Origin of the sequence: Siminovitchia sediminis, from assembly GCF_042680885.1 — a bacterium.
Classification (GTDB): domain Bacteria; phylum Bacillota; class Bacilli; order Bacillales; family Bacillaceae_C; genus Siminovitchia; species Siminovitchia sediminis.
In genome coordinates, this window is the sequence record NZ_JBHUEO010000001.1 from 63,425 (window position 1) to 76,626 (window position 13,202).

Annotated in this window: 12 protein-coding genes and 1 riboswitch; of the genes, 6 read left to right on the plus strand and 6 right to left on the minus strand. The window is 42.0% G+C overall.

All coding sequences use genetic code 11. From position 1 onward, the window contains the following. Positions 1 to 273: 273 nt before the first annotated feature. The 3 genes from ACFSCZ_RS00325 (at position 274) to ACFSCZ_RS00335 (ending at position 3,257) form a co-directional block, all read left to right on the plus strand. Positions 274 to 1,464, plus strand: coding sequence for an Alp7A family actin-like protein (locus ACFSCZ_RS00325; RefSeq protein ID WP_380771433.1), 1,191 nt, complete (start codon positions 274 to 276; stop codon positions 1,462 to 1,464). Between the two features lie 12 nt (positions 1,465 to 1,476). Beyond that, a complete protein-coding gene (locus ACFSCZ_RS00330; protein ID WP_380771435.1) occupies positions 1,477 to 2,040 on the plus strand; it encodes a hypothetical protein in 564 nt (187 codons plus the stop codon). Between the two features lie 239 nt (positions 2,041 to 2,279). Next, positions 2,280 to 3,257 carry a M20/M25/M40 family metallo-hydrolase gene (locus ACFSCZ_RS00335; protein WP_380771437.1) on the plus strand — a complete coding sequence of 326 codons (978 nt, stop codon included), beginning with the start codon at positions 2,280 to 2,282 and terminating at the stop codon, positions 3,255 to 3,257. Between the two features lie 161 nt (positions 3,258 to 3,418). Here ACFSCZ_RS00335 and ACFSCZ_RS00340 read toward each other — a convergent pair whose 3' ends face one another. Further along, the gene (locus tag ACFSCZ_RS00340; RefSeq protein ID WP_380771438.1) at positions 3,419 to 3,985 is read right to left on the minus strand and encodes a biotin transporter BioY; all 567 of its coding nucleotides are present in this window, start codon (positions 3,983 to 3,985) and stop codon (positions 3,419 to 3,421) included. 224 nt (positions 3,986 to 4,209) lie between these two features. On the opposite strand from ACFSCZ_RS00340, the gene ACFSCZ_RS00345 reads away from it, so the two are divergent. Both ACFSCZ_RS00345 and ACFSCZ_RS00350 read left to right on the plus strand, forming a co-directional pair. Then, positions 4,210 to 4,449: a hypothetical protein gene (locus ACFSCZ_RS00345; RefSeq protein ID WP_380771439.1), complete on the plus strand. Its 240-nt coding sequence runs from the start codon at positions 4,210 to 4,212 to the stop codon at positions 4,447 to 4,449. Positions 4,450 to 4,566: 117 nt separating this feature from the next. Then, positions 4,567 to 5,553 (plus strand): DUF4910 domain-containing protein, encoded by a 987-nt coding sequence (locus ACFSCZ_RS00350; protein ID WP_380771441.1) that lies wholly within the window; start codon positions 4,567 to 4,569, stop codon positions 5,551 to 5,553. 202 nt (positions 5,554 to 5,755) lie between these two features. On the opposite strand, the gene ACFSCZ_RS00355 is transcribed toward ACFSCZ_RS00350, so the two are convergent. The 5 genes from ACFSCZ_RS00355 to ACFSCZ_RS00375 form a co-directional block, all read right to left on the minus strand. Continuing rightward, on the minus strand, positions 5,756 to 7,018 hold the full coding sequence (locus ACFSCZ_RS00355; protein ID WP_380771443.1) for a cysteine desulfurase-like protein: 1,263 nt from the start codon (positions 7,016 to 7,018) through the stop codon (positions 5,756 to 5,758). Between the two features lie 336 nt (positions 7,019 to 7,354). Next, a complete protein-coding gene (locus ACFSCZ_RS00360; RefSeq protein WP_380771445.1) occupies positions 7,355 to 8,185 on the minus strand; it encodes a MetQ/NlpA family ABC transporter substrate-binding protein in 831 nt (276 codons plus the stop codon). A gap of 55 nt (positions 8,186 to 8,240) precedes the next feature. Continuing rightward, positions 8,241 to 8,912, minus strand: coding sequence for a methionine ABC transporter permease (locus ACFSCZ_RS00365; protein WP_380771447.1), 672 nt, complete (start codon positions 8,910 to 8,912; stop codon positions 8,241 to 8,243). Next, complete coding sequence (locus tag ACFSCZ_RS00370; RefSeq protein ID WP_380771449.1) at positions 8,887 to 9,924, minus strand: methionine ABC transporter ATP-binding protein; 1,038 nt, start codon at positions 9,922 to 9,924, stop codon at positions 8,887 to 8,889. Before ACFSCZ_RS00370 ends, ACFSCZ_RS00365 begins: the two co-directional genes overlap by 26 nt. A 309-nt stretch (positions 9,925 to 10,233) precedes the next feature. Further along, positions 10,234 to 11,061, minus strand: coding sequence for a MetQ/NlpA family ABC transporter substrate-binding protein (locus ACFSCZ_RS00375; protein ID WP_380771450.1), 828 nt, complete (start codon positions 11,059 to 11,061; stop codon positions 10,234 to 10,236). A gap of 195 nt (positions 11,062 to 11,256) precedes the next feature. After that, positions 11,257 to 11,386, minus strand: a riboswitch (SAM riboswitch). 410 nt (positions 11,387 to 11,796) lie between these two features. Between ACFSCZ_RS00375 and ACFSCZ_RS00380 the strand changes: the two genes are divergently transcribed. Then, a complete protein-coding gene (locus ACFSCZ_RS00380; RefSeq protein WP_380771451.1) occupies positions 11,797 to 13,071 on the plus strand; it encodes an ArgE/DapE family deacylase in 1,275 nt (424 codons plus the stop codon). Positions 13,072 to 13,202: the final 131 nt, after the last annotated feature.

Genomic DNA, 13,202 nt, shown 5'->3' on the forward strand with positions numbered 1-13,202 from the left:
AAAAGAAAACAATGTGTATACAATAAAGTAAACTTGTAAACAAATATTGCATAATTGTTTACAAAAATGTGCACATGTATACAAATCAGTAAACAATTTAATATGACAACATGTGTACATGTTACGTATACATGTACACATGTATACAAAATTGAAAACAAATCAACGGATAATAAAACCGCCGTTGACCGAAAAAAGAAATTCAGGTAATCTTTATACATGCTTATAGAAATTTCCAGCCTATCACTTTATCAATGAAAGGATGAAAAAAGTATGGAAAAAACTAGATTAGCTGCAATTGATGTGGGAAATGATTCTCTAAAAGGGATTTTTGGTGAATTAGACCATGAAATCCAAATTCCAAATATCATTGCAAGAGATGTGGAGGATCGTCCGGTCATTGGATTGGAGGAATTAAATAATCAAGATCCATTAGATGGAATACATATTCGTGTGCACTCCCCTGCGCTATACGAAAACAATGCAATTTATCGGGTAGGGCATTTAGCTACCAGAAGCGGAAATGCAACCGAGCTGGATCCGGGAAGCAGCAAATCTGAAGAAGACCAAACACTTGTCATGCTGTTTACAGCCTTGGCATTGGATGCAGTCCATGATGAAAATAAAAATTTGTTCAAACATAGCAACAAAGTAGTAGAAGCAAACTATACACTGGGAACTGGACTTCCTTTAAGGGAGGTAAAGGAAGGGAAAGATGTAGGATACCGTTCCAAACTTCTGGGTTCCGTGCATCAAGTGGAATTTTTGGTAACCCCCAAATACCAGGGTATAAAAGTAAACCTCAAGTTTGAAGAAGTAAAGGTATATCCAGAGGGGTTTGCTGCTTTTATTAATCTTGTAATGGATAATGACTTAAAAATAATTAACAAAGATTTGATTGATAAACGTATTATTATCCAGGATATCGGAGGCTTATCTACGGATATCGCAGTCATTAAAAACAGAAAAGTAGACGATGACCGTGCGCAGGGGTTCAACCTTGGTGTTTCTGAATCTCTGGATGCCATCCGGGAAGAGATTCGTTCAAAGTATGGGGTTGAGCTTGATAGCCGGAGTGATGTTGTGGAAATTATCACAAAAAAGAATGATAGAAATCATATTATGGTGAAAGGAAGCCGGACCAGCGTCCATGATATTGTAGACCGGATTCTTTTAGATCTTGCCAAAAAACAATACCGCCATCTTCGAAACGTGTGGCAAAGAAACTCACAAACCGAAATTGCTTATTTTATCGGCGGTGGATCCATTGTTTTAAAAGAGTACTTAAAAGGGTTAAATAATAGCCTGGACGGATACAATATTGATTTTTTTGAAGATGAAAAAGAGAGTGTCTGGATGATGGCAAATGCGTATTACAAACTAATTGCTGACTTTGCTCGCAAGAATCAAAAGGAAGCAAAGCCTGAAGCAAAGGCCGAAGAGAAAAAGACGGTTAAAAATTAATAGGGTGATACCATGAAGGAAACGGGGATGAAGAGGGGGCAGCCAATTACGTTTAGAATCCCTTCTGACACGCCTGATCATATATTAAAGCATTTGCAAAAGCTCAAGGAAGAAGAGCGGAGAAATTTCTCGAGTAAAATTGCTTCTATTGTTGTGGCGGGTGTAAGCGAATCTTTGACAAGACAACGAGAGACTATAACTATTCCTCTTCCTCGGGCGTTGACGAAGGAACAGCGTGATTGGTTAAAACACGAACATTCTGAAGCGTTGCTGGGCAATATCGTGTACCAATTGTTAGCAGATCCCGTCAGGGCTGTTTCCATTCTTACGACACTTAATAGCAATGCTCTGGATGTAGATGAGGCTTTATATTTACAGGAAGAAGCTGCAGCCATACAGAATGAACATCTTGGTGGGCGAACAGAAAGTCCGGCATATGAATCTCCTGTAAATGATTCAGATATTGACAATCTTGATTGGAACGAGATCAATATGGGCGAGAAATCTCAAACATCGGAAGAGGAAGCGTTTGATGAAGATCCATTGGCTGACTTCTTGGAACAAATGAATAAATAAGTAAAACAAACAAGGGGACAGGCAGCTTCCCCTTGTTTTATTTTAATAATGAGCGAAAAACCTCGAATAACTGTGTTTCGGATCTTTTCAGGGATCAATCTGCTGAAATAAGGTTTTTTCTGAAATAGGGAAAGGCAATCACTGGCATGTCTTTTTTACCGGTTAAAAGGATGGATTGTATAAGTATGAAGATTTAGATAGTATGAATCTATCTAAACAAAAATGATAGGAGGAATCGCATGAAAAGTCGGATTGTTATTTCACTGCTATTGACCTTCTCACTTTTATTTACTGTCTTCGGCAGTGTTTCTGCTTCAACTGTAACCTACCACCCATCGCTTGCCCATAAGACCGGAAAAATGGCCTATGAACATACTAAATACTTAACGTACACGATAGGTCCCAGGGTAGCGGGTACGGAGAAAGAGGCGGAGGCGAGAGACTATATTATAAGTCAGTTTGAAAGAATGGGCTATACAGCCAATATACAGCCTTTCAGTTATACAAGAGGGGGTGTAACCTACCAATCATCCAATGTCATCGCCTATAAAAAAGGAAAATCCAGCAAGGAAATTATTGTCGGAGCGCATTATGATTCCGTTTCTGCAGGAAAAGGATCTGATGACAATGCTTCTGGTGTTGCTGTTATGCTCGAGGCAGCAGAAGTTCTCAAGAAGATTCCGACGCCGTATTCTATTAAATTTGTAGCGTTTGGAGCGGAAGAAGTGGGATTGCGAGGCTCAAATTTTTATGCAGGTCAGATGACTGAAGAAGAGATCGAAAATACCGCAGGGATGATCAACCTGGACAGCCTGGCAGTCGGAGATTATATGTATGTATATGGAAGTCCGGGGGACAAAGGGTTTATCAGAGATCAGGTCCTGAACATTGCCCAAAAGAAAAAGCTGGATATTGGAACGAATCCCGGCCTGAATCCCGAGTATCCGGCAGGGACGACAGGTGACTGGAGTGACCATGCTCCTTTTCACCGTCTAGGCATTCCATATGCTTACTTTGAAGCAACAAACTGGACACTTGGTAACATGGATGGCTATACACAAACAGAAAAACACGGCGGTGTCTGGCATACCTCAAACGATACATTAGAGTTTATTGAAAGAGAATTTCCAGGCAGAGTGGAAGAGCATCTGACAACATTCAGCCAGGCGCTTACCGAGGTACTTAAGTTTTTTGGAAAGACAAGCACAGCTAAATAATTTAGAAAAGCAGGTGAAGGAACCGCGTTCTTTCACCTGCTTTTTACATGTTTATTCCTTTAATGAGGTTTACTCAAATGTCCAGTTTGGCAAGAAGACTGTTCTGTTGAACTGGTTTTAATTCAGGTGGCAACCGTCATGGAGTACAGAGCCGCCAACGGTTAGGCTGATTCTTTATGAGCAATTAAAATATTGGCGTTTGTTAATCGGCTCCGCACAAGGACGCCGATCCAAGAAGCAAGTGCAGCTTTTATCAAACCAACTACGATAAATGGTGCAAAACCGCTGGCAAAAGCTGCGGCCCAGCCCAGGTCAGCAACTATTTTTAGCCATACTGTTCCAAAGCAAAGAGTTATAAACATTCCTATTGTGTTAGCAACCATTGCATGGGTAAATTTGAAAGATGTTTTTTCTAAATACCACCCAATAAAAAATGCGGTAGGAATAAAGCCGATAATAAACCCTCCTGTAGGCCCGAAAATAACGCCTAAGCCTGCTGAGAAAGCAGAAAATACAGGAATTCCAACTGCTCCAAGCAAAATATAAAGCAGGACAGAGACGGTACCATATTTAGCTCCCAATATGGTGGCAGCCAGCCCGATAGCCAGCGTTTGCCCGGTAATCGGAACGAGCGGAAGTGGAATCGTCACCTGTGCCAAAATGCCGATGATGGCTGCAAAAAGTGCAGAGACAATCATCATTCTTAACTTCTGTTGTTGCTGAATCATATAGATCCTCCCGATGTTAACTGTTTATGTATATAGGTTTACAATATAAACTTATTACTAAAATAGGAATTTGTCAAATACTTTTTCAGTTTCCGTTGAGAAGTATGACATAGGTAAGAGAAAGTTAAATAGGTGAATAGATTCAATTTCCTATAAATGGAAAGGTGTGAAAGGGAAGATGGCGAATATAGTGTGGTGTACCATAAAATAAGGAGGTAATGGAATTGAAAAAAGGAAGAAAAACTATTACCCTTTTTCTGTCGGCTCTGTTATTGATTACCAGCTTTTTTGTAGTTCAGGCACCAGCCTTCTCTGAGGCTTCCTCAAAGCAAGAGAACCCAAGTGCAAAGGCTTACGATCAAAAGGTCATTTCCAGGGTTGATTCGGAAAGAATATTCCGAGACATCCATTATTTATCCGAGACTATTGGGCCTCGAGTAACGGGTACTGAAGAAGAGAAGTAAGCCGCGGAGTTTATCGAGGAGCGACTGGAATCATACGGTTATCATGTAGAGACACAAGAGTTCAACATTCCTGATAAAATGATTGGAAGTTTAAAGACAAGCGATGGGAACGAGGTAATGATGATTGTTCCTGCCGGTTCAGCTGCCACCCCTGCAGAAGGACTGACGGCCATGTTATTCGATGCAAAACTCGGTAAACCGGAAGATTTTACGACAGATGCCGCCGGTAAGATAGCTCTTATTTCAAGGGGAGAAATTACCTTTCAGGAAAAGGTGGCTCATGCAGTTGAAGCAGGTGCAACGGGTGTATTGATCTATGATCATGTCGATCAACCGGGACCATTAAACCCATCAATTGGAGGGGATACAACCGTTCCGGTTGGCGGGATATCCAAGGCTAGTGGAATAGCGTTACTGAATGATATTGCTTTGCAAGAAAAAACAGTCACATTCACGGTGGAAAAGCTGAAGAGTGCCACCTCTCAAAACATCATTGCAACCAGATCGCCAAAAAGGGGTTCGAATCATGATATTGTTCATATATCTGCCCATTTTGACAGCGTTCCCTTTGCACCGGGAGCGAGCGACAATGCTTCAGGAACCTCAGTTGCCTTGGAACTGGCACGGATTTTAAAGAGCTATCCTATTGAAAAAGAGCTGCGCTTTGTATTTGCAGGAGCTGAAGAAATTGGTCTCCTGGGTTCAGAATATTATGTAATCCGGCTAAGCGGGAATGAAATTAGCCGGAGCTTGGCAAATTTCAACCTGGACATGGTCGGAACGGCTTGGGAAAATGCCACAGCTATCTATTTAAATGCAGTAGATGGACAAGCAAACATTGTAAGTGATACGGCTATGGAAACAGCAGCAAGAATTGGAACGCCATCCGAACTAATCTTGTATCAACGCGGAGCGTCCGATCATGTATCCTTCCATGAAGCCGGTATTCCGGCTATTAATTTCATCAGACGCGAGCCGGATACAGCAAACCTTGAGCCTTATTATCATACACCGCTTGACACAGTAGAATATATAAGCAAGGAGCGGCTGCAAGAGGCAGGTGAGCTTGTGGGTGCTTCCGTGTACAGTTTGATCAGAAAGTAAATAAAACAAGAAGCCGATATCGATTCGGCTTCTTGTTTGTTACTATAAGCAATAGAACACTGGGGCAATGTCTTTTAAGAATCATTACTTAACCTCAGAGCGGAGAATAGCCTTTCTCCGAAACGAAAATCCCGCTTTTTAGATTATACCTGTCATACCTCCGAGCAATTGCTTTTTTTGTTGCTCTGGAAGACATCATCATCTATTGTCTCTGTTTTAATAGGTGAATGGTTATGCATTCTTTCAAAGCATCTATAAATCTCTCGCATTCCTCTAACGTGTTATAAGGTGACAGGCCGACACGAAGCCATCCGTCATATTTCATGACACCCAGTTTTTGGGCCAGCTGGTGGGCATAAAAGTTGCCATGGCCTGCAAAAATAGAATGTTCGTCTGCTAAATATTTGCTGATGGTGCTTGAGAGAAGCCCCTCAACAACAAATGATATCGTTGGGGTGGAAGGGGTTTGGCTGGCAGGCACATACAGGTTTACACCTTTTATTTTGGAAAGTTCCTCTTTTAAAAAAGAGGCCATTTCCTGTTCGTGTTGTTCAAACTTTTCGTATGCATGTACAATTCTTTCTCTTTTGGAATCGCCTTCCCCTAAACTCTCAATAAATTCAACCGCCCCGCTCATGGCTGCAATTCCCTCGAAGTTTATTGTTCCTGTTTCCATGGCAGAGGGGTATTCATTGGAGGCAGGAATCAGTTTATAAGGTTGATAACTTGAGAATAATGCAGGGTTCATAGATGCAAATCCAATGTGTGGTCCAAACACTTTATACCCTGAACCCAGAACCAAGTCAGCTCCCAAACCCTGTTGATCGACAGCTATATGCGGGATTGCTTGCACGGCATCAATGACCGTGATTGCCCCTGCAGCTTTAGCGGCGTCTATGTATGGCTTAACATCATTAATCGTACCGACGCCATTGGAGGCGAGTCCGAGGAAGACCGCTTTCGTCCTGGAATGAATCATCGTCTCGATGACAGAGTCGTCTAATGTAAGGGAACCTGTATGTACAGGAATTCTTTGGATTTTCACCCCTTTTTCTTCAGCAGCTTGTACCCAGGGATCGACATTGGCGGAGTGGTCTAGTTCCGTTACTACAATCTCGTCTCCTGCTCCCCAATTCCGCGATAGCATTCTGGAAATAGGATAGGCGAGAGAGGTCATGTTGTTACCAAAAAAAACCCCGTCTTTATAGCCATTGATCAATGAGGCGATATCATCCCTCGCTTGTGTAAGAATGGCTTCTGTCTCTTTGCTCGTTGCAAACAGGCCATCGAGATTGGCCATTCCGTTTTCTATGTAGTTCATCATTCTCGTAATCGCAGGCTGACACATTTGTGTTCCGCCTGGGCCATCAAAATAGACTACTTGCCTTCCGTTATAAGTTCGTTTTAATGATGGAAATTGGTCACGTATATTTGCCATTGTGACCTGAATAGTTGGATTATGCACGATACTCCTCCTTTTATCATCATATTTTTATATTAGCATGATTTACATATGAATGTCTGAAAACTTTATAGAGTAGGGATCTTTCTGATCTATCATAATAAAAAACGGCTGTAAGAGAAAGCTTCCTATAAGGACTTTCTCTTACAGCCGTTAGCTATCCACGTTGTACAACCGGCGCCTGTCTTATGCTTGTCGGGGCTGAGCAAGTCGCCTCCGCTTTTCTGCTTGTCCAGCTTCGGCGCCTAGCCCCTCGAGGTCATAAGCCCAGGCACTGCTGAAGGCAAAAGGCGCCTTCTTCAGCGCCTGTCTTATGTGAGCAAGTCGCACCCGCTTTTCTTACCACCCAGGAACTACAGACCCCTGGTATGTGTCCTCGATAAATTGTTTAATGTCATCCGATTGATAAATGGATAGGAATTGATCGATTGCCTCATCGTCCTTGTTCTCAGCTCTGGCCGCAACAATGTTTACCCATGGTGAGTCCTTATCTTCGATAAAGATGGAATCTTCCGTGGGGACCAGTCCACTTTCAATGGCATAATTGGAATTTATGGCTGCCGCTCCCAACTCATCCAATTGACGTGGGATTTGTGCTGCTTCCAGCTCAATAAATTCATAGTTGTTTGGATTTTCTTCAATATCTTTGAGGGAAGGGGTTACTCCGACACCTTCTTTTAGTTTGATTAATCCCGCTTTTTCAAATAAAAGAAGGGAGCGCCCGCCGTTTGTCGGATCGTTCGGCAGCCCAATTTTTGCGCCTTCTTCCAAATCATCCAGATTTTGAACTTTGTTTGAATAGATTCCCATTGGAGTCGTAATGGTATTCCCGACATTGACAATATCGTAGTTACGGTCTTCTTTTTGCTCATTCAAATACGGTTCATGCTGGAATACATTCAGATCAAGGTCTCCCTGTTCTAAAGCTTCATTTACGATAGGGTAGTCTGAAAAAGTTTTTATCTCAATTTCAAGATCCTGTTTAGCTGCCAGTTCCTTAACTTGTTCCATAATCTCTTCATGTTCGCCGGCTGTCACTCCAACAGTTAGCTTTCCATCGCTAAGAAGCCCTTTTGTTTCATTCTCAGCAGAGTCATCACTGTTTCCGCCGCAAGCTGCAAGTACGGATAGTCCCAAAAATAAAGAACAGGCTAATAACCATTTTTTCATCATACATTCCTGCTTTCTTTTTAAAGTAATGTGAGGCAAAGAGTTCAACCCAACTTTAATCTTTCTTTAATTTGGCTGCTACCCGGTTACCCAGTGACTGCATTCCTTGGACAAGAATGATCAATAAAATAACCGTTACATACATCACGTCTACTTCATAGCGGAGATGTCCATAGCGATAAGCCAGGTCTCCAAGACCGCCGCCGCCTACAAGTCCTGCCATGGCCGTTGCACCAATGAGAGAGATGGTGGCAATGGTTAAACCGAGTACGATAGAGGAGCGAGATTCCCTCACAAGTACATGCCATATGATCTGCCTTGTCTTGATTCCCATAGCCTCATAGGCTTCGATGACACCGCGGTCCACCTCCAGCAACGCGGTCTCCATTAATCTTGCAATATAAGGAGCCGTGTAGATGACCAATGGAACAATGACTCCTCTTACACCAATTGATGTACCAACCAGAAACTTTGTAAAAGGGAGAATAAAGAATAACAAAATAATAAAAGGAATAGAACGAATGATATTGATAATGAGATTTAAAAAGCCAAAAACAAATTTATTACTCCACGCTTTTTCGGGTCTTGTCATCACAAGCAGTACTCCCAAAGGAAGCCCGATCAAAATGGAGATGGCCAATGATATGCTGACCATTTGAAAGGTCTGTATAACTGAGACCCAGATGTCTTCTCCCCAATTATCAATAAACTCCTGTATGGCTGTCATCCAACGTCACTCCTTCCACTTTTACATTGTTATTTTCCAGTAACTGAAGAGCCTTCTGCACGATTTCCTGATCACCTTGAAAATGGACAACCAACTGTCCAAACGACTCATCTTTTAATTGAGTAATGCTTCCTGCCAGGATATTTGGATATATATCAAATTCCTTGCTGACTTTGGCAAGAGCCGGCTCTCCGGATGTTTCTCCAAAGAAGGAAAGGGTAACTACTTGGCCGGTTTTATTCAAGTTTGCAAGAATATCTTCTGGAATATTATGGCTAAACAGGCTGCTGACAAACTTTTTGGTTGTTGCATGCTGCGGAGCTGTAAAGATATCTTTTGTTTTTCCTTCTTCAATGATTTCCCCATTCTCCATAACAGCGACTCTGTCGCAAATCCGCTGAATCACGTTCATTTCATGGGTGATTAATAGAATGGTAATCCCTAATTCCTTATTGATTTTTAACAGCAAATCAAGGATTGCTTCTGTAGTATCCGGGTCAAGGGCACTGGTTGCTTCATCACTCAATAAAATTTCGGGTTCAAAGGAGAGGGCTCTTGCAATCGCCACTCTTTGTTTTTGCCCGCCGGATAACTCGGCTGGATAGGCATTGTGCTTTTGCTCCAACCCGACTATTTTTAAGTACCTTTCCACCCGCTCTTTTACATTTTCCTTATCTAACCCTGTTAATTTTAATGGAATGGCGATGTTGTCATAGACTGTCGCTGTCTTTAGGAGGTTGAACCCTTGAAAGATCATTCCAATATCCCCGCGGGCTTTTCGGAGCTGATTGGTTGAAAGCTTTGTCAAGTCCTCATCTTTTACTTTTACTGAACCTTGATCTGGCTTCTCAAGTAGATTTACGCATCGGATCAGTGTACTTTTTCCAGCACCGCTGTAGCCGATCACTCCATATATTTCACCTTTTTTTACAGAAAGGGACACATCTTTTAAAGCATGAATCGGCCCCTGCTTACCATTGAATGTTTTAGAGATCCCCACTAGTTCAATCATTCGGTTTTGCTCCCTTCTTCAATTGCCGGATAAAATTCATCTGAGAAGTTTCTGATCCTAGTGTAATCCCAGTCTCGTGAAAAGGCGGAGGCTGCCATATATAACCCAGCTGCATCCGCCTTCGACTTTTTCAGCTTCAGGTTCAGCCCAATAGTATGCGCTGACCGTCGCCCTTCTACTTTTCTTGGTGACCGGCATCAGACGGCGAGGCTCGAAGCTGCTTCGAAAAACCAATGAAGGCAAAGAACGCCCTCACTGTTTTTTTCTCCAGCGTTTGCCGCCCTAATCAGCCGTCTTCCGCGTTACTGCTTACCACCCAGGGATTACTGAACCCTGTAACTCTTCTTCAATGAATTTCTCCATTTCTTCAGATTGATACAGGTCTACAAATTGCTTAATTGCTTCGTCATCTTTATTTTCAGTTCTTGCTGCAACAATATTCACCCAAGGTGAGTCTTTGGGTTCAATAAAGATGGAATCTTCTGCTGGAATGTAACCAGCTTCCATTGCGTAGTTTGAGTTAATAGCCGCCGCATCAAGCTCGTCAAGTTGGCGTGGAATTTGCGCAGCTTCCAATTCAACAAACTCATAGTCATTCTTGTTTTCTTCAATGTCATTTAATCCTGCTGTTACCCCTGCATCTTCTTTAAGCTTGATTAATCCGGCCTGTTCGAATAGAAGTAAGGCGCGGCCGCCATTTGTTGGATCATTTGGAAGCCCGATTTTTGCTCCTTTTTCGAGTTTGCTGATATCGTCAATTTTATTGGAATATACACCCATTGGAAAGTTAACGGTGTTGGCAACTTTTATTAAATCCAAGTTACGGTCTTCTTTAAATTCATTCAAATAAGGTTCATGCTGGAAAACATTGATATCCAGCTCACCTTGAGCAAGTGCTTCGTTCACGATTGGATAGTCAGTGAAAGTTTTGATTTCAATTTCCAAGTCTTGCTCCGCTGCCAGCTCTTGTACTTTTTCCACCAGCTGCTCCTGAACACCCGCAGTCGTTCCAACTGTTAGTTTTCCATCACCCAGGAGACCCTCCGGATTTTCACCATTATCATTACCGCCTCCGCCACATGCTGCAAGGGCTGCAATCGCAACCACTAGTATACTTGATAATAACCACTTTTTCATTTATCTTCTACCTCTTTTCCTATTCCTATTATTCATAAGTTTAACCAAACAACATACACTTTAATGTTCAGCGAGATCTAATCAAACTTTTTTACATTTCCTCCTTTCAAGGCTAACGGAAATCTCCTTTGCACCAAAAAATGCCTCTCTTATAGAGAGGCATGGGCTGATAAATCAGAATAAGATCACGCACCTCTCTTATCTTCCAAAATACAATGTGGTTTACATTGTATTTTGCAGGATTTAGCACCTGTTTTTGTTTAATATAAACAAAAATGGTTGCCGGGCTTCACAGGGCCAGTCCCTCCGCCGCTCTTTATAAGAGATTTCCAAAATGAAATTGTTAAGTTTGATCATATACCTATTACAACCAAAAGTCAATGTGCTTTAGAAGAACTTTGTCGAATTTTTTTTCTGGATGAATATAAGTGAAAGATCCAAGTTGGATGTAAAGAGGGACTCCATCAAGCAATGGATGCCACCCGGATGATTTTCGGATATTTGTTCAATGTCATCGGATATAACCCGTTCATCGTAAAATTCGCCGTTGAATGGTTATGGGTTGTTACACCGGCTGAATTGACTTTCCAGTTTTTTAGAGTTGGAACTTCTTAAAAAATTGAAAGGGAATTCAAGAAAATACTAACTATTTTTAGTACTATGATTTATAATGTATATAGATACTTATCCTTTTATTTTGAAAATATATACATCTACGTAGAAAGGAGAAGAACATTGTCGGAAGAAGTAAAGAAGAACGTACTGGAGTATATTGAAAAAAATAAAGAAGAACTTGTAAGCTCTATTGTCAAAGCTGTTCAAATTCCAAGTGTAATTGGGAATGAACAGGCGATGGCAGAGTATATGAAGAAGAAATATGAAGAAATAGGGTTAACTGTAGCAGAAGTTCAACCGGAATATGAAAAAATTCAAGACCATCCGGCGTTTTCCAGTTCAGGCCTTTCGTTCGAAGGAAGGAAAAACATTATTGGAATTTGGGAAGGACAGGAAGGAGCCCCTTCATTAACGTTAAATGGGCATATGGATGTTGTTTCTCCTGAACCTGTTGAAAATTGGACGAAAGATCCCTGGGGTGGAGAAATTGAGGGGAATAAATTATATGGCCGCGGTTCCGGTGATATGAAAGCCGGGCTAATGGCAAACTGGTTTGCTTTGAAAGCGCTATTGGACATGGGAGTCAAGCCGAAAGGAAAGGTTCTGCTTCAAAGCGTTTTGGAGGAGGAAGCAGGAGGGGCAGGAGGTACATTATTCTGCCTGGAAGAGGGCTACCTTACGGATGGCTTTATTGCCACCGAACCACATGCTTTACGACTTACGGTGGCTCATGCGGGGGTGATGTATTTCCGTGTAAAAGTTCTGGGTAAAACCGCTCACGCGGGAATGGCTCATACAGGTGTAAATGCAATCAGTAAAATGATCAAAATATATCATGCACTTGAAAAACTGTCTGAAAAAAGAGCGAAAGAAGTATACTTTGAACTGTTTCATAAAGGATCCGGACAGTCTGTTCATTTAAATCTTGGTACGCTGAAAGGAGGGGACTGGGCTTCTAATGTTCCGGGAGAGGCAGTCCTTGAATGCAGAATCGGTTTTATCCCTTCCGAAACACGGGCGGAAATAAAAAAATTGGTTGAAAAAACCATTTGGGAGGCCGCTCAAGGGGACGAGTGGCTGGAGCAGCATCCTCCTGAAGTGGAATGGTATGGCTGGACAACAGAAGCTTGGAACCAGGATCCTGAGGATCCCTATGTCCAGAAATTTAAAAAATCGGCTGAAAATGTATTGGGGAGAGAAGTAGAAATTGCCGGCCGGGCTGCCGGAAATGATGCACGGTTCACTCAATACTACAAAAGGCCGGGCCTTGTATTTGGACCAAGATGTTCCAACATGCATGGACCGGATGAATATGTAGAAATTGACAGTGTTATTGATACAGCAAAAGTGTTCGCCGCGCATATCATTGATTGGTGTGGTATAGAAGAGAACTAATCAAGAGGGGGCTGTCTAAATAGCCCCTAAAATAAATCAGGAGGAGAAAACCGAATCGTTTTTCTCCTCCTGATTTTGCATTTGTGGGCTTTTTTCCTAAAAGCAGCTGGCGGATGCCCGCCACTTTCAGG